Here is a 17824-nt window from a genome sequence, read left to right on the forward strand (position 1 = left end):
AAGGAAGGGGACACATTATATATATACGCGCGCGCATCGGAATATACTAAGTTCACCCCTTGACATAGACCACAGAACGGCCGGCACCACGCTTGCGAATCACGCCGGAATCGATAAATGTCTGCAAATCCCTCGAAGCCCGGCGGGCGGTGACATGGACAAGGCGGGAATATTCTGCACGAGTAATACAGACATTAGCCTCCAGAAAGTCCATCATGCTTTTTTCACGGGCAACCATGTCGCCCATTGCTTTCGGTTTATCCGGGAAAAAGCGTTTATCCGCACGTTCCAACTCCATCTTACCTGCCACATAACGTTTGAATTCGATGCCGGAACGGAATTTCACCGTGGACATCTTGACCGACTCCGCACGTACTTCTTTCTTATTCATCACCGGATGGGTACACTTCAGCGTGGTGCTGAAGAAGCCAAGTCCCTCTATCTCCACCGTATAGCCCTTTGCCAGCCAGTCTCCAAGCGTAGTGGTGATGGCTTGCACAATACCCACAACCATGGCGTGGGGCATATGTTCTTCACGAAAAACCCGTTCCATAAACTCTTTACCAGAAATGGTTCCCTTGGAACAGACACGGGCATGCAGCGACTTCGGTTCCTCGCCTTCGGGGACGGGCGTTTCATAAAGGTCATAATAAGCACTCATAAAATAATTTAAATTAATGGTTTATAGAGAATTGAGGGAAACTTGCAGCAAACTTGGGGAAGAAATGTTCTCGAAATCGGCAGAAGCTGGCAGTAAAGGTACTAATTATTTTTCTTGCCACAAGGATTTTACTTTCTTTCCACTGCCGTATTCTTTTCTTTCCACAGCTGTGGAAAGAAAAGAATACGGCAGTGGAAAGATTAGCATTTAGGATAGAAAAGGATAACTCCCAATGAGTCTGTCCTTAGTTCTTGGCAGGCAAAGAAACAGAAGCCTCCAATATCGGGGAGACAGACTCCCAAACCTGAGCATCGATACTCTGCATTCCTTGCACAGAAGGATGCCCCCATTGTTTATCAATGTCGTGCAAACGAATATTCTCGATGCCATAGTGCCGGCAAATTTCATCCATGGAATCAGTTACCTCTTCGGATAATTCAGAATTGGTAATATTATAAATCCTGGCCGCAGGATAGAGCTGCTTGAGAGATGCAAGCAGATAGCAAAAGGCAGGACGGAAGCTATACAAATCGGCTTTCGTCCAGCCATCATATTGGTATGCGCCAATGGGAGCACCTGCCCAACTGTCATTGGTACCGCCAAAAACAAGGATTATGTCGGGGGTGCCGAGGTTGTGAATACGGGTGATAAAAGAACGGTCGGAGTAATCAGCTTTCTCGTAACCGGTATGACAGACGGTAGAGCCGGAATAGGAATTGTTGCGTTCCAACTGAAAGCCGTGCTCATGGATGAAACGGTACCACCAGGTTTCCTCCACCTTTGTCACATCATTCTCTTTCTTTTCGCCGGGAACTCCATACCAGCAGAGATTGGCGGCAGGAGAGACATGACCGTAAAAAGTGGAATAGGAATCGCCAAGAATAGAAACTTTCTTTTGAGCAAACACCCCTGATATAAGGGTCAGGGAAAAAACAACCAGAAAAAACAAGGATTTGCAGTTCATAATAGATAGATTTTTATGTCGTATGCCGCAAAGTTATAAAGTTTGTCCCGGTTTGACGGCAAGAAACCGTAGTTTTTTTGCCATAGCCCGCTTATATGAAAGCCCCTCTACCATCGGATTCCCACAAAAAAAGGAAATGCCGGATTGATAGAGGGGCGAGAGAATGAAGATGAGAAAGAGTATATTTTACTCCCGCCCTCCACCGAGGGCTTGATAGAGGTTGATGATACCTTGTATTTCATCAAAGCGGTCGGCTACCTGTGTCAGTTGGGCAGAGAGTAGCCCCTGCTGGGCAGTGAGCACTTCCAAATAGATGGAAGTGCCGTGTTGCATCAGTAACCGGGTGCTGCGGACGGTAGTTTCCAGTGAAGTTATCTGCCTTGCGCGGAGCTCCGTCTTTCCACGGGCTACCTGCACTTGGGTCAGAGCATTGTTCACTTCGCTACCGGCATTGAGCAAAGCTTGCTGAAAAGCGAGCCTGGCTTCTTCCTGCTGTGCTTTGGCTATCTTGAGCTGTGCCACGTTCAGCCCTTTGTTGAACAAGGGTTGTGTCAGCGAACCGATGGCGGAGAAGAGTAGTTTTCCTGGATTGACAATCATGCTTCCTGCCGAGTTGGTCCAGCCAGCTGTACCGCTCAGGGTGATGGAGGGGTAGAAAGCAGAACGGGCGGCATTGGTGCTGTAGAAAGCGGATGCCAGCGAGAGTTCGGCACTTTTCACATCGGGACGGCGGGAAAGCAGTTGCAGAGGTACGCCCACCGCAAGTTCCTGCGGGAACTCCTGCCCCGCCAACCGGCCACGCTCAATGGTGCCCGGAACATCGCCCAACAGAATGGAGAGACTGTTCTCCACTTCCTTTACCTGCTGCCGGAGGTCGAGCAGCGAAGCTTCCACCTGACGACAGTTGGCTTCGGATTGCGAGACACTCGCCTCGTTCGTCATACCTGCAGCCATCATGGCTCGCATGGTGCGTACACTTTCGCGCCAACTGGCGGCTGTTTCTTCGGAAATGCAGTATTGCTCGTCGAGCATCAGCAAGGTGTAGTACAAATTGGCCACATTAGCTATCAGCGAAGTGTTGACGGCTTGTTCGTACTCCAAGCTTTGAAGGTAGAGCGCTTTGGAACGGCGTTTGGCATTGGTCAACTTACCAAAAATATCGACTTCCCAACTTGCCGAGGCAATGCCGGAATAGGTCCACGAGCCTTTGGAATTGTCGAAACTGCTGACGCCACCCTGCGGAGTGAGCATAAACGAAGGCAGGTACGAAAGTTTGGCCGACATCAGCGTGGCTTCTGCCTCCTTGATACGTTGTTGGGCGGAAAGCAGGTCAGTGTTGCCTTGCAAGGCTTGTTCGATGAGCGACTGTAATTGCGGGTCCGTAAAAAGCTCGCGCCAGGAAAGGGAAGCGATGGAGGTAGTGTCCGATGCCGCAAACAGACTCAGGCTATCCAGACTTTGCCCATCCAAATCGTGTCCATAAAGTCCATCGGTCGTGATGTCCTCCGGGCGCTGGTATTTGGTATAGATGCCGCAACTGGTCAGTACCAAGCCGGCGACAGCTAATAATATGAATTGTTTCTTCATTATTTTTTTATGTTAGTTACGCGATAATGTACTAATGTGATTCTTCTATCTCCTTCCGGCTTACTTTCATCTCTTCCTCAATCTGCCAGTCGCTCGTCGGGACGGATTGGGCAGGACGAAGCCGCTCCTGCAACCACTGGAAACTGATGAACAAGACAGGAACAATGAACAGCAGCGCCAATGTGCCGATGAACATACCACCGACAACACCCGTACCCAATGAACGGTTACCGTTGGCTCCGACACCCGTGGCAACCACCAAGGGGAAAAGGCCGAAAATCATCGTCAGTACCGTCATCAGGATGGGACGGAAACGCGCCTTTGCCGCACTGACGGCAGAAGCAATCAGCCCCATTCCCGCTTTACGGCGCTCGGCGGCATACTCCGTCAACAGAATAGCGGTCTTTGCCAACAGACCTATCAGCATGATAAGTCCCGTCTGCAAATAGATATTATTCTCCAACCCGGCTATCCTGGCAAAAAGGAACGACCCCATCAGGTCCGCAGGAACGGCCAGGATAACGGCAAACGGAATCAGAAAGCTCTCGTAAAGCGCACTCAGAATCAAGTAAATCATCAAGATACAGATACCGAAGATGATGACTGTAGTACCACTCTGCTGGCTTTCCTCGCGGGTGATGCCACCAAAGTCATAGCCATATCCCTTCGGCAAGGCTATCTCCGCCGTTTCTTGTACGGCACGGATGGCGTCACCGGTACTGTATCCCTCAGCAGGCATGGCATTCACGGCAATGGAGTTGAACATGTTGAAGCGGCTCAAGGACTCGGCACCGTAGGAACGGGTCAGCGTAACGAACTGGCTCAACGGAGCCATCTCACCGTTGGACATGCGCACAAAGGCATTGTTCAGTGAAGCCTCATCCAAACGGAACTTCGGGTCGGCCTGAATCATTACCTTGTAAACTTTGGAGAAACGGTTGAAGTTGGAGACATATTGCCCGCCATAATAGCCCGACAGTGTGGACAACACCTGGTCGGGAGTAATCCCGGCACGTTTGCACTTGGAAGCATCCACCTCGACGGTCCACTGCGGATAGCGTACATCGAACGTGGAGTATGCCATCGAAATTTCCGGACGCTGGTTCAGTGCCGCCAGATACTGCTGGGTGGTCTGGAAGAAGGTGTTCATATCCCCTCCCTGCTTGTCCTGCACATTCAAGTCCAGCGCATTACCCATACCATAGCCCGGAATCATACCCGGAGCAATGGCAAAGACTGTAGCATCCTTAATATCCGCCGTGCGAGCGTATATCTGGTTGACGACTGCCTGCACCTGGTCTTCCTTTGCCGTACGCTCGTCCCAAGGTTTCAGCTTCACGATAATCATACCGAAAGAATTTCCCTGCCCGGACAGCAGACCATAACCGGCAACTTTCTGCAAGTGCAATTTCTGAGGAAGGTCTTCCAGACGCTTCTCCACGCGGTCTATAATGTCATTTGTCGTCTTGAGCGAGCTACCCGGAGCGGTGCTAACGTTGACAAACAACGTTCCTTGGTCCTCATCGGGCACCAGTCCGGTCTTGGTGGTATTCATCAGGAATACCAGCAGCACTACCGAAAGTGCCAGCAACGACCATCCCAGCCAGCGGCGCTTGATGAACAGCAACACTATCTTCTTATACTTCTCGACCACCGCCTCGAAAGCCGTGTTGAATGCCTTGCGGAAGCGCGAAGCAAAATTATTCTTCTCCGTTCCGTCCTCATTGATATAAGGCTTCAGCAGCAAGGCACAAAGTGCGGGACTGAGTGTCAACGCATTAATCGCCGAAATACCAACGGCCACCGCCATCGTCAACCCAAACTGGGTATAGAACGTACCGGAAGTCCCTCCCATGAACGATACCGGAATAAACACCGCCATAAACACCAGTGAAGAAGTGATAACCGCGTTGCTGATGCCCTTCATCGCATCGATACTTGCCATGTAGGAGGACTTATAGCCCACATCAAACCGTGCCTGCACCGCCTCCACCACGACAATGGCGTCATCCACCACCGTACCAATCACCAATACCAGCGCAAACAGCGTAATCAGATTGATACTGAATCCGGCAACGGACATGAAAGCAAACGTACCAATCAGTGAAACAACGATACCTACCAGCGGAATCAGCGTAGAGCGGATGTCTTGCAAAAAGACATAAACCACCAGGATAACCAGGATAATAGCCTCAATCAGCGTTTTCACCACTTCGTGGATAGAGGCGAAAAGGAAGTCGTTGCTGGACATCATCTGGGTAAGCTCCACGCCTTTCGGCAAGTCCTTGCGTGCTTCTTCAAGGAGCCGGTCAATCTGCCGGTTCACTTCCGTGGCATTGGAGCCCGCGGTCTGGAACACCATGCAGGAGATACCGGGATGTCCATCCATGGTACCTTTGTAGGCATAACTGTCCTTACCCAGTTCTATGTCGGCGATGTCCTTCAGTTTCAGCACCTCGCCGTCTTCGGTAGAACGGATGACGATGTCGCCGAACTCTTCAGGAGTAATGAGGCGTCCCGTATATTTCATGGTATATTGATACGTCTCATCCGAGTTCTCACCGAACGACCCGGTAGCCGATTCGATATTCTGCTCAGCCAGCACAGCCGTCACATCCGAAGGTATCAGCTTGTACTGCGCCATGACATCCGGTTTCATCCAGATACGCATACTGTAGTCACCACCCATAATCATCATATCGCCCACACCGGAGATACGTAGAATCTGCGGCTTCAGGTTGATACTGATATAGTTGGCAAGAAAGTTTTCGTCATAGCTGTCATCAGGGCTATATAAAGAGAACATCTGTAAGATACTGGTCTGCCGCTTGCTGGTGGTGACGCCCACCTGGGTTACTTCGGCAGGAAGCTGCCCCGTGGCTTTGGACACACGGTTCTGCACATTGACCGCCGCCATGTCCGGGTCTGTACCCTGCTTGAAGTACACAGTAATGGAAACCGACCCTGCATTGCTGGCGGTAGAAGTCATGTAAGTCATGTCCTCTACACCGTTGATGGCCTCTTCCAACGGAGCGATAACACTTTTCTGAAGGGTTTCCGCACTGGCACCATAGTAAGTGGTGCTCACCATGATGGTGGGCGGCGCAATGTCGGGATATTGCTCAACGGGCAAGGTGAACAATCCGATGATGCCCAGAATGACAATCGTAATGGAGATGACTGCCGAAAAAACGGGGCGTTCTATAAAAGTTCTGAGGTTCATATTCTATCGGTTAAAAATTATCATTCATTCGTTTTGGGTTGGACGGAAGTACCTTCACGCAGCAAACCCACGCCTTCGGCCACAATTGTGTCCCCCACTTTCAAGCCACTCTCTACGATATATTCCTGACCTCCATTCACACGGGTCACTTGCACGGGAACTGATTGCGCCTTGCCGTCAACTACCTTATATACATAGACCTTGTCCTGCACTTCGTAAGTGGCACTCTGGGGAACAACGATGCAGTTCTCTTTCCGTACCGGGATGATGACGTTGCCCGAACCGCCACTGGTCAGCAATCCCTCTTTATTGGGGAACACGGCACGCAGACTGACTGTACCCGTAGAGGTATCAATTACACCACTGATAGTTTCTATCTTACCTTCTTGCGGATAGACAGAACGGTCATTGAGCTGTAATTCGATAGAGTCCATCTCTGCCAGCGCCTTATCCTTGGAGCCGTAGCGGCGGGTGAGGTCAAGCAACTGATTCTCTGTCATGGAGAAATAGACATACATATTAGAATTATCGGATACGGTCGTCAGTGGTTTGGGCAAACTGGCGCTGACCAACGTCCCCACCCTATAAGGGAGCGTACCTACCATTCCATCTGCCGGACTCTTCACTTCTGTATAAGAGAGGTTATTGGCGGCATTCACCTGCTGCGCCTCGGCTTGGGCCAACTGGGCTTTCGCTGTCAGCAGGCTGTTGTAGGAAGTCTTTAAGTCAAACTCGGAAATCACCTTCTGGGCATAAAGCTCCTTCTTGCTGTCATATGTCAGTTGCGAAGTGGCCACGCCGGCACGGGCAGCTTCCACATTGGCTTCTGCTGTGCGCAAGGCTGCCAGATAGGGCACCTGGTCGATAATAAACAAGACTTGCCCCCGACGCACGGTCTGTCCTTCCTCCACACAAAGTTTGGTGAGTGTACCAGACACCTGCGGATAGATGTCAATGTCCTGCCGTCCGCGGATGGCTGCGGAATAAATTGTCTGCAGTTCTTTGTCGGTAGTCGAAATAGTCATCACCTGATATTCCGACTGGGGTTGCACGACAGGCGCGCTGCCGCAGGCTGCCAGTGTTGCACTACAGATGACGGTCATCATCTGTTTCATCATACTCTTTTTTGTTATCATACTTTTTATCTTAAAAAAATAATACGTCGGCTTTCTCTTTCATTTTTTAAGCCGGCAGCAAAGGTATGCCGTTTTTGAACAACCATTTGTTTCATTGAAGGTACACGACTGTTCATTTTCGGAACATGCCATTTAACAATCCAAAAAGAACTCGTACCTTTGTAACCGCAAATCATAAGCAATCTAACATATGAACCCATTACTGACTACCAAACAAGAAACGTTCAGAGCCGGAACAGACAAGCTGGAATTCTTCCGGGAACGTCTTCTGAAAATGAACAATGGAGCACTGATGTTCTGCACCCGTGGAGAAGCAATTATCACAATAGATTTAAGAAAATATCATATTGTACCCAATACGCACATTACGCTGCTTCCAAGTTCCATTATTTCACTGACAAGTGCGAGTAAAGATTTTCTGGTGGACTTCTTTGCCTATTCCGAGACAATGTTCAAGACGGCATGCTTCCGTTTAGAGCCGCCCTTCATACATTTTATAAAGGAGAATGCATGCTATACGCATACCGAAGACGAACCGGTTCGTGCTATCACGGGACTCATCACGGCAAGCAATGCCATCTACCGCGATTCTGAAAATCTGTATCGCGAAGCCATTGCACAAAACCTGCTGCAAATTTTCTTTCTTGACACCTACGACAAGGTTCAACGTTACTTTACGGAGGAACAAATCAATGGCAGTAACCGGAAAGAAGAATTGTTCAAAAAGTTTATAAATCTGGTACATACGTACTGTACTACCCAGCGGGATGTCGTTTTTTATGCTGACCAACTCTGCATTTCGACCCGCTACCTATCTGCCATCACCAAACAAGTGGCGGAAAATTCTGCCAAAGAAATCATTGACGAAAACCTGATATTGGAACTGAAAATGGCGCTGCAATCCACCGGCATGTCACTGAAAGAGATTGCCGACAAATATCGTTTTCCCGACCAGTCTTTCTTCGGACGATATTTCAAGAAACACACGGGAATGTCACCCAAGGAGTATAGAGCAAAAAAGAACTGAGGTATGAGCATGCATTTATCCCCTTCTCCTCTGCCTCTTTAGTATTTTTTCTCTATATTTGTCAGACACTAATTTAATCAGTTCAATGCCATGAGAAAACTTACACACATGCTCCTTGCAGGCACTCTCATCCTGGCCTGCTCTTCATGCGGAGTAGAAACAACAGCCAACTATCAAGTCATTCCCTTGCCCCAGGAGGTTGCCTTGAGTCAGGAATCCCCCTTCAACCTGAATGACGGTACCATCATCGCCTACCCCGAAAACAATGAACTTTTGAAACGCAATGCCGAGTTTCTGGCCGAATACATCAGCCAGTCCACCGGCCGCACCCTCCAGACAGAAGCCCTTGCCCCGGGGAGCGAAGCGCCCAAAGGCGCCATCACATTGGGACTGGATCCGGCTATCGGCAACCGGGAAGGCTATGTGCTGACCGTCAAAGCCGACCGGGTGACCCTAAACGGACAGACCGAGAACGGAGTGTTCTACGGTATACAAACCCTGCGTAAATCAATCCCTGCCGAAACCAAAGCCACCTCTATCCTATTGCCTGCCGGCAGCATCCAGGATGAACCCCGCTTCAGCTACCGAGGCATGCACCTCGATGTGGGCCGCCACTTCTTTCCCATTGAGTTCGTAAAGAAATACATAGACTTGCTGGCACTTCACAATATGAATACCTTCCACTGGCACCTCACCGAAGACCAAGGCTGGAGAATAGAAATAAAGAAGTATCCCAAGCTGACGGAAATCGGCGCCTGGCGCGACCGTACCGTTATCGGCCGGAACACCGAAGAGTATGACAACACCCAGTATGGCGGTTTCTATACGCAGGAGCAAGCCAAAGAAATCGTAAAATATGCCGGGGAGCGCTATATCACGGTCATCCCCGAAGTAGACCTGCCCGGACACATGCTTGCCGCACTGGCCGCCTATCCCGAAATGGGATGTACCGGTGGACCGTATGAAGTGTGCCCACGTTGGGGCGTATTCGAAGATGTGCTGTGCATCGGCAACGAAAAGTCCATGCAGTTCCTCGAAGATGTCATGGCCGAAATCATTGACATATTCCCTTCCAAATACATCCACATCGGCGGTGACGAAGCTCCCCGCACCCGTTGGGAAAAGTGTCCCAAATGCCAGGCACGTATCAGAACCGAAAAATTGAAAGCCGACAAGAACCATACTGCCGAAGACCGTCTGCAGAGCTATTGTATGACACGTATCGAAAAGCTCCTCAATAGTAAAGGACGCCAGATTATCGGCTGGGATGAGATTCTGGAAGGCGACGTCGCCCCCAACGCAACTGTTATGTCATGGCGTGGCTCGGCAGGAGGAATCAAGGCGGCCCAACTGGGACACGACGTGATAATGACACCCAATGACTATTGCTACTTTGATTATTACCAAAGTGAGGATACCCGGCACGAACCATTTGCCATCGGAGGCTTTGTCCCATTGGAGAAAGTATACAGTCTGAATCCTACCGCCTCACTGACCGAAGAACAAGCCAAGCACATACTCGGCACACAAGCCAACCTTTGGACAGAATACATCCCGACCAGCGAACAGGTAGAGTATATGGTTCTCCCCCGTATGGCCGCCCTTGCCGAAGTACAATGGACACAACTGGAAAAGAAAGATTATACAAACTTCACTACCCGACTGGCCGGACTCATCGGCCTCTACCGGAGAGACGGGCTCAACTACCGAGAACCCTTCCGACAGCAGGCAGACTCCACAGCGACCGAGAAGAAGTAATCAGAACTGGAAATAGATAAACGGCTGTATCTCCGAACTTTTCATCTGAATGACCAGATAGATTACAGCAAGCATCAGTACCGCCTTTCCCAACAAGGGGAGGCGGATTACTGTTTTTGTGCAAGCACGTTCCCAACTGTCGGGCACAAAATGCAGCAGATAGCCCAATGCCATCAGTGCAAACACTTCCCAATAACCCTCTACCAGCTGCGGGAAGAGTTGCGGACGGAAAGTAGTGAATATCTGCTTCAGCATATCCATTGATGTGGAGAACTCCGCATTACGGAAGAATATCCAGCAGAAACAAACAAAATGGAAAGTGACAAGCACTCCGAAGAAGCGGTGGATGCCATGGCTCTCCGTCCCCTTCTTACGCCCGGTAAGCGTCATCCAGAACTTATGGGCTGCAAGCGCAACGCCATGCATCATTCCCCAAAGTACAAAATTCCACGAAGCGCCATGCCACAAGCCGCCCAGAAACATGGTAATGATGAGATTGGCATATTGGCGAATTTTCCCCTTCCGGTTGCCTCCCAAAGAAATATAAAGGTAATCGCGCAACCAGCTGGAAAGCGAAATATGCCACCGCCTCCAAAATTCCGTAATGGAAGCGGACTTATAAGGGGAATCGAAATTGATATTGAAATGGAAGCCCAGCAACAAGGCAATGCCGATAGCCATATCACTGTAACCGGAGAAGTCGCAATAAATCTGCAAGGCATAGCCATAAACACCCATCAGATTCTCCACCCCCGAATAAAGAGTAGGATTATCAAAAATACGCTCTACAAAGTTAACGCTGATATAGTCCGATATAACCGCTTTCTTGAAGAGCCCACTCACGATGAGGAAGATTCCACGTCCGAACATCTCATTGGAGACAAACAGCGGGCGGCGGATTTGCGGAATGAAATCACGGGCACGTACAATAGGACCCGCCACCAACTGGGGAAAGAAAGAAACATAAAAAGCATAATCCAACAAACTGGTCAGAGGCGTTATCTGGCGACGGTACACATCTATCGTATAGCTCAACGACTGAAAAGTGAAAAAAGAGATGCCCACCGGAAGGAAAATATCCATTGTCGTGAACGTGCCTCCCGTCAGCGAGGCAAAAGTTTCGCCCAGAAAATTGGTGTACTTGAAGTAACACAACAATCCCAAATTGATGAACAGACTCAACACAACCCATGCCTTACGTAGCCAGGGAATAGCCTCGCGTGCCATCAAGCGTGCAATGAAAAAGTCACAGACCGTCACCAGTCCAAGCAGGAAGAAATAAGTGCCACTACTTTTATAATAGAAGTAATAGGAAAACAAGGTGACAAACAGCAAACGCGCCGTCGTCCGGCGTTGCAACAACAGATAAACCAATATAAAAGCGACAAACAGCCAGAGGAAAATACCACTGCTGAATATCATCGGGGCTTGCGGGTCATAAGTGAAGACATCGCGCAAACGGTCCAAGTCTATATTCAATCCGGATAAAAATTCGTCAATATTCCACATAATCGTTATAAGCTTTTAACAAGGCCTGGTAGAACAGCTCGCCTTGCAGGCGGTAACCGTCCGGCAAATAGTGTACATGGTCCGGACGCATCAATCCGGCTTCCTGCCAGTTGAGGCAGGCACGGTGGGTACCGCCAAGTATTTCGTACATGTCCCATACCGCCAATCCGTTTTCATCGGCATAGCGGCGGATAGTCTGCACGGCAACGGCAGTACGCGGATTAATCTTATAGGTTCGACGACGGCGACGCTGCCGGAAACTCTCGTAAGAGCCCGGAGGGGTCGTCATCAACATCGGTACATTCGGCAGTTTCTCGCGAAGCATGCGTACAAGGTCGTCCATCTGGCGATAGTGCAGCATTGTATTGTAACGGCGGTTATGGCTTTCGTTCGTCCCGAAGGAAAGAATAAGCAGGTCGGGATGCAGAGCCGCAATATCAGCAATACGGTCCGGACGGGTGAAAGTAATGCAAAATGCACCGTTGATACCTACATCGGTATAAGAGACTGCTCCGAAAGTGTCCTGCATCAACGCACCAGTGGTACGGGGGAAGATATGGCCGCGTATATGGCTGTCGCCCACATGTACGATGCGAAGCGTATCAGCGGAAGCGCCCAGCCGGGACAGACGTAGCTTCTCCCAGAAAGGATTAAGAATACCCAGACTGTCGGTAAGTACATTCTCCTTCATTTGCCGGAATGCGGCGGGAAAAGTTATCAAAGGGACAGACACCGTATCCGTACGTTGGGAATAGAGGCAGAGAGTATCACAATCCGTTCCGCCGACATGACACGAAAGGCTGCCCGGCAATACATCTTGTGCATGGAGCGGCCCTATCGCCGCAATCAGCACCAGCACCGCGCAGCAAATCGTACATCGTAAATCGTACAATCGTGAATCCTCCTTATGGCTCCTCTTCATAGTAGGCCCTCCTTCTGTCATACTGTTCCTTACCATAAATCAAAGACTCATAAAGCAATCCCGCAAGATACTTTCCACCACGGAAGTTGATGTGCGTATAATCATAATTGGCCAGTGACGGCTTGGCATGCACCATCTCTGCCATACTGCCTTCCCCACCCATAGCCTCGAACATGTTCCAGAAAGCGACAGCCTCATCCGCCGCCAAATTCTGTTGATAACGAACCAGATTCTTGATACCGGGCATGGTACGCAGCTCCCCTTCTTCGGTCTTATAGTCACGGTCGCCCACGCTGACCACAAGGATGGCAGCTTGCGGAAAGGCTTCCTTGAGATGTTCCACCGTTGTCTGCATACCTGCAATGTACCTATCGTAATTGCGTCCGCGCTCGGTGGCCACATTCAAGCCGTATTGCAGGATTATCAGGTCGTAGGGTCGCTGCTCGTTGAACTCGCGCATCATCCACACGGGAACAGAACGGAGGGAGAGGCCGGAGCTGCCACGCAGTGAGAAGTTATCCAGCACAATGCCGGAAGTACCGTCCATGGCAAGGCCATAAAACAAGGTGGAGTCCGCACTTTCCACCGTCCAACGGACAGAACCGATATTTCCCTCTACCGTCATCTCCTGCAAATCATCAATCGGCTCAAAAGTCTCGGTAGTTGCTTCGCCACGATTGACGCGGACAGAAAGGGTGGTTGTGCCACGGTTATAGAAAAAAATACTGGCACGCTGGCAAGTATCCAGACGGGAGGCATAGTTCTTCTGCCCCCGCAGTTCCACATAAGCACCGGTATTCGGAATAAAGTAATGTCCGGAGACTCCCAGCTTGCTACGGTCAAAGAACACGGAGTCCATGACAGAATGACTCTGCCATCCGCTGAAGGAATGACGCACTGTAGGACGGAAGCCACTGGTCATGGACGTAATGGTGACAAAACCTACTCCGCAACCGCCATATTTCTGCTGAAGCATCTCGCGTAAATCAGCCGTCAGAATATCCGCTTCGATAAAGGAGTCGCCGAAGTAGGCGATACGAACCGGACGGGGTGCTTTGGCAAGCTCGTCGAGCGCCTGATAGAACCGCGTCATGCCACGCATGGTAGAATCGCTGTAATCTTCAATGCACGTCATGCCCGCACGGCAGGTGTCCACAAAGGCGGGCTTCACCTTCGGGGGCGGAGGCAGCAGGCTGTCCGGCTCACTCACCGGCTTGGAAGGACGACGCACGTCCCCCAAGATATCCACACGCCTCAGCACACGGCCACCCATCGTAATACTTGGCAACAGATGCATCAGCAACAATGCACCCCATACGATAAACGCCAACAGACCCGTATATTTCAATGAATTCTTTTCCATACCTAATGTGGCCGCAAAGATATAGATATAGGTTGAAAAAATCTCTCCGGACAAAAAAGAATTATCCCCAAAGAAACAAGATTTTTTCTCCGGGGATAACGGTTATAGACAGAGCAGACCCGATTAAATGGTCTGTTCGATATTCCAAACAAAAGCACGGAGTCCGAGTTGCTCGGTCTCCTTGTCCATCCGGTGGAGCGCTTCGAGCAACGGAGCCACCTTAGCCTCATCTATGATAGTGATGATGGCGGAACACATACTGGGCCAGGCATGGCTGCCATAGTGCGGTTCCCCCGTCTTACTGCCACGCCCCTGTACTTGCTGCCAATAGCTGAAGCCGCGGCAGTTGTGGCGGTCAAGCAATGCCATGATACGTTCAAAGAACGCTTGGTCGAATGTTATAAATACTGATTTCACGCTATATAATGTTTAGTGATTAATGTTTAATGATTAACGGATAATGATTAATCATTGTTTACGTGGTTTCGTCATCTTCTCCTTATGCAACTGGTAATAATCATTCAGCTCACGGTCTTTCTTAATCTTCTTACGCGTGCGGCGGATACCAACACCTGCAAACGAGCAATAGAGTACGGGGACAAGAATCAATGTCAGAATGGTAGATACCGTCAGACCGCCAATTACGGCAACACCCAACGGACGCCACATCTCGGCACCTTCACCCTGCCCTACAGCCATCGGCACCATACCGAGGATAGTGGTCAGCGTAGTCATCAATACCGGACGCAAACGGCTGCGGCCTGCCGTGACTACAGAGTGAAGCACCGCTTGACCACGTTCGCGGCAAAGCGTGATGTAGTCGATGAGTACGATACCGTTCTTCACCACAATACCAATCAACATGATTCCACCCAAAAGCGACATCACATTCAAATTGGTTCCCGTAAAGAATAATGCCATCAACACACCGCTGAATGCAAATGGAATGGAAAACATGATGATGAACGGATAACTCAAAGACTCAAACTGAGCTGCCATCACAATGAATACGAGAATAACAATCAATACAGCCAGCGTTCCCAAGTCGGAGAATGAATCCTGTTGGTCCTCATACGAACCCGAAATCTGGATAGAAACACCACTTGGTAGGTCCATCTTATCAATTATAGCATTACCATCGGCCACCACATCGCCCAAAGGTGCTCCCGAAATAACCGCAGATACAGTAACAATACGCTCACGGTCTTTACGTTCGATGGTAGGAGGAGCAGAACGCTCGACTACTTTGCCGAGGTCTTTCACGCGGATACCCTCACCGGAAGGCGTATAAATAAGGATGTTCTCCAAATCTTCAATCTTTGTACGGAATTCGGGAGCGTAACGCACACGGATGTCGTACTCGTCACCATCTTCGCGATAATAAGATGCCAAAGCACCATTTACACGATTACGCAGATAGTTGGAGGCAGTAGAAAGATTCAAGCCATGCAATGCCAGCTTCTCACGGTCAAAGTCCACCTGATATTCGGGCTGATAATCCTGACGGCTGATGTTCACTTCACTCACACCTTTCACCTGCAACAATTTCTCTTTCAGTTCGGCTGACACTTTGTCCGTAGCGGTGAAGTCGTAACCATAAACCTCAAAGTCGGCACTTGCCTGGGCGCTCATGCCGCCTGTGCTACCGCCCAGAATAACCTGCGCCTTGTCCAATTCGGGATACCCCTTCAAGTCCTCACGCATTTCGTCGCAAACGGTTTCCAGTGTCACGTCACGGTCTCCCGGACTCACCAGACTGATATTGAAACTAATGATATGACTACCGTTGTCCTGCATGGAAGCAAACGTATTGTCAGAGTCCGCCTGCCCCACAGTGTAGTTGCAAACTTTCATCATATCTCCGTAGCGTGTCATCCACTTGTTTGTCAGTTCCGAAGCCAACGCTTCCGCACGCTCCACACGGGCCCCGATGGGCAACTGAAGGTTGATACCGATGCGGCTATTGTCTGCTGCCGGGAAGAACTCGGTACCGATATACTTGGCACAGAACAGACTTGCCACAAAGAATGCGGCACAGCCTGCCATAACCGTCAGACGATGGCGCACAGCCCAGTTCAACCGGTTCTGATACCACACGTCAAGACCATCCAGCGCACGCTGAATCGGCGTATAGAGCGTAACGAACATCTTACTCTGCTTTTTCTGCAAACGCAGAAGCTGCGCACACATCATCGGGGTGAATGACAAGGCTGAAACTGTGGAAACCGTCATAATCACACACATCATCCATCCCAACTGACGGAATAACACACCGGACATACCACTTACCATCGTCAATGGGAAGAATACCGCAATCATAGTCAGCGTAGATGCAATTACGGAGATGGCCACCTCGTTCGTGGCATGTATCGCTGCCTGCTTCGGTTCGGAACCCCGTTCAATATGGGTCGTTACATTCTCGAGTACCACAATGGCGTCGTCCACCACGTTACCAATAGCAATAGAGAGACAAGAGAGCGAGATGATATTCAGTGAACCGCCGTCGATGATACCCAGATAGATGAACGAGGCAACCAGTGACATCGGTATGGTGATACAGATGATGACCGTGGCACGCCAACGCCCCAAAAAAACGAACACCACCAAGATAACGAACAGCATAGCGTACATAATGGTTTCCTCCAAGCTGTCTATCGTATTCAAGATGTTATCGGAAGTATTGACAATGATCCCCAGCTTCACATCGCTCGGCAGTGACTTCTGCAACTGTGGCAACATATCAATTACCTTCTGCGAAATGGCTACAGAATTGGCACCCGATTGTTTCTGCACCACAATCATAGCGCCCTGCACACCGTTGCTATACGTCTTCTGTGCACGTTCCTCCACAGAGTCCACAACTTTTGCCACATCGCGCAGATAGACGGAAGCACCGTTGTGCGTACCTACCACGATGTTCTCCATCTCTTTGGGATCCTTGAACTCACCTTCCACACGCAGCGAATAGGTATTGCTACCTACATCAAACGTACCGCCCGGCGTATTCCGGTTTTCGGCACTGATAATAGAGCTGATAGTTTCTACAGAAAGGTTGTAGGCATCCAGTTTATTGGGGTCGCAATATACATTGACCTCACGCTTGGGGGCACCCGAAATGGACACCGTACCCACACCGGGCACACGCGCCAAGGGATTCGCCACGTTGTCATCCAATATTTTGTAAAGAGCCGGCTGGCTCTCCTCTGCCTGCACGGAGAGCAGCAGGATAGGAATCATGTCCGTACTGAACTTGAAGATGATGGGAGTTTCGACCTCATCGGGCAGCATGGAGCTCACCATGTCCAGTTTATCACGCACGTCGTTCGTCAGCACGTCTATGTCATATCCATACTCAAACTCCAGCGTAATCACGGAAATATTCTCCGACGAACGGGAAGTGATATGCTTCAAGTTGCTGACCGAATTCAGCACGTTTTCCAACGGACGGGTCACGTTATTCTCGATGTCCGAGGCACTGGCACCCTGATAGGTCGTCATCACCATAATGGTGTTGGTCTCGATGTCCGGATAAAGGTCTACCGGCAATTTCGACAGAGAGAACAGACCAAATATAGCCACTGCCAGGAAGCAGAGCGAGGTCATAATCGGTTTCTTAACCGCTCCTTCGTATAAACTCATAAGATTAATTCTTTAATTTGCCAATGTGCTAATAT

The 17824-nt window shown here is 49.9% G+C and carries 12 protein-coding genes; 2 read left to right on the plus strand and 10 right to left on the minus strand.

Going from position 1 to position 17824, the window contains the following annotated elements:
• Window positions 1-52: 52 nt before the first annotated feature.
• From CSD97_RS14270 to CSD97_RS14295, 5 genes are all read right to left on the minus strand, one after another.
• Entirely contained in the window at window positions 53-661 is a 609-nt protein-coding gene (locus tag CSD97_RS14270) for an HU family DNA-binding protein (RefSeq protein ID WP_098032610.1), read from the minus strand.
• 244 nt (window positions 662-905) lie between these two features.
• Window positions 906-1625, minus strand: a complete 720-nt coding sequence (locus CSD97_RS14280) for an SGNH/GDSL hydrolase family protein (RefSeq protein WP_005825612.1) — start codon at window positions 1623-1625, stop codon at window positions 906-908.
• A gap of 186 nt (window positions 1626-1811) precedes the next feature.
• A complete protein-coding gene (locus tag CSD97_RS14285; protein WP_098032611.1) occupies window positions 1812-3212 on the minus strand; it encodes a TolC family protein in 1401 nt (466 codons plus the stop codon).
• 31 nt (window positions 3213-3243) lie between these two features.
• Window positions 3244-6435: an efflux RND transporter permease subunit gene (locus tag CSD97_RS14290; RefSeq protein ID WP_098032612.1), complete on the minus strand. Its 3192-nt coding sequence runs from the start codon at window positions 6433-6435 to the stop codon at window positions 3244-3246.
• Between the two features lie 20 nt (window positions 6436-6455).
• A complete protein-coding gene (locus tag CSD97_RS14295) occupies window positions 6456-7571 on the minus strand; it encodes an efflux RND transporter periplasmic adaptor subunit (protein ID WP_005825620.1) in 1116 nt (371 codons plus the stop codon).
• A gap of 190 nt (window positions 7572-7761) precedes the next feature.
• On the opposite strand from CSD97_RS14295, the gene CSD97_RS14305 reads away from it, so the two are divergent.
• Complete coding sequence (locus tag CSD97_RS14305) at window positions 7762-8598, plus strand: helix-turn-helix domain-containing protein (RefSeq protein WP_098032613.1); 837 nt, start codon at window positions 7762-7764, stop codon at window positions 8596-8598.
• Window positions 8599-8688: 90 nt separating this feature from the next.
• A complete protein-coding gene (locus tag CSD97_RS14310) occupies window positions 8689-10356 on the plus strand; it encodes a beta-N-acetylhexosaminidase (RefSeq protein WP_057098261.1) in 1668 nt (555 codons plus the stop codon).
• On the opposite strand, the gene CSD97_RS14315 is transcribed toward CSD97_RS14310, so the two are convergent.
• From CSD97_RS14315 to CSD97_RS14335, 5 genes are all read right to left on the minus strand, one after another.
• Window positions 10357-11865, minus strand: a complete 1509-nt coding sequence (locus CSD97_RS14315; protein WP_057098260.1) for an MBOAT family protein — start codon at window positions 11863-11865, stop codon at window positions 10357-10359.
• On the minus strand, window positions 11852-12787 hold the full coding sequence (locus tag CSD97_RS14320; RefSeq protein ID WP_232059003.1) for an SGNH/GDSL hydrolase family protein: 936 nt from the start codon (window positions 12785-12787) through the stop codon (window positions 11852-11854). The genes CSD97_RS14315 and CSD97_RS14320 overlap by 14 nt, the downstream gene beginning before the upstream one ends.
• The gene (locus tag CSD97_RS14325) at window positions 12771-14150 is read right to left on the minus strand and encodes an SGNH/GDSL hydrolase family protein (RefSeq protein ID WP_009037291.1); all 1380 of its coding nucleotides are present in this window, start codon (window positions 14148-14150) and stop codon (window positions 12771-12773) included. Before CSD97_RS14325 ends, CSD97_RS14320 begins: the two co-directional genes overlap by 17 nt.
• Before the next feature lie 123 nt (window positions 14151-14273).
• Window positions 14274-14567, minus strand: a complete 294-nt coding sequence (locus tag CSD97_RS14330) for a PG0541 family transporter-associated protein (RefSeq protein ID WP_005825638.1) — start codon at window positions 14565-14567, stop codon at window positions 14274-14276.
• A gap of 51 nt (window positions 14568-14618) precedes the next feature.
• Entirely contained in the window at window positions 14619-17789 is a 3171-nt protein-coding gene (locus CSD97_RS14335; RefSeq protein ID WP_057281922.1) for an efflux RND transporter permease subunit, read from the minus strand.
• Window positions 17790-17824: the final 35 nt, after the last annotated feature.

Source organism: Bacteroides sp. AR29 (genome assembly GCF_900217715.1).
Lineage (GTDB): Bacteria > Bacteroidota > Bacteroidia > Bacteroidales > Bacteroidaceae > Bacteroides > Bacteroides uniformis.

Bases quoted from the DNA above. Each gene is read 5' to 3' on its own strand.
- CSD97_RS14310 (WP_057098261.1), top strand. From the start codon at position 8,689: ATGAGAAAACTTACACACATGCTCCTTGCAGGCACTCTCATCCTGGCC.
- CSD97_RS14270 (WP_098032610.1), bottom strand. From the start codon at position 661: ATGAGTGCTTATTATGACCTTTATGAAACGCCCGTCCCCGAAGGCGAG.
- CSD97_RS14320 (WP_232059003.1), bottom strand. From the start codon at position 12,787: ATGAAGAGGAGCCATAAGGAGGATTCACGATTGTACGATTTACGATGT.
- CSD97_RS14280 (WP_005825612.1), bottom strand. From the start codon at position 1,625: ATGAACTGCAAATCCTTGTTTTTTCTGGTTGTTTTTTCCCTGACCCTT.
- CSD97_RS14305 (WP_098032613.1), top strand. From the start codon at position 7,762: ATGAACCCATTACTGACTACCAAACAAGAAACGTTCAGAGCCGGAACA.
- CSD97_RS14335 (WP_057281922.1), bottom strand. From the start codon at position 17,789: ATGAGTTTATACGAAGGAGCGGTTAAGAAACCGATTATGACCTCGCTC.
- CSD97_RS14295 (WP_005825620.1), bottom strand. From the start codon at position 7,571: ATGATAACAAAAAAGAGTATGATGAAACAGATGATGACCGTCATCTGT.
- CSD97_RS14285 (WP_098032611.1), bottom strand. From the start codon at position 3,212: ATGAAGAAACAATTCATATTATTAGCTGTCGCCGGCTTGGTACTGACC.
- CSD97_RS14315 (WP_057098260.1), bottom strand. From the start codon at position 11,865: ATGTGGAATATTGACGAATTTTTATCCGGATTGAATATAGACTTGGAC.
- CSD97_RS14325 (WP_009037291.1), bottom strand. From the start codon at position 14,150: ATGGAAAAGAATTCATTGAAATATACGGGTCTGTTGGCGTTTATCGTA.
- CSD97_RS14290 (WP_098032612.1), bottom strand. From the start codon at position 6,435: ATGAACCTCAGAACTTTTATAGAACGCCCCGTTTTTTCGGCAGTCATC.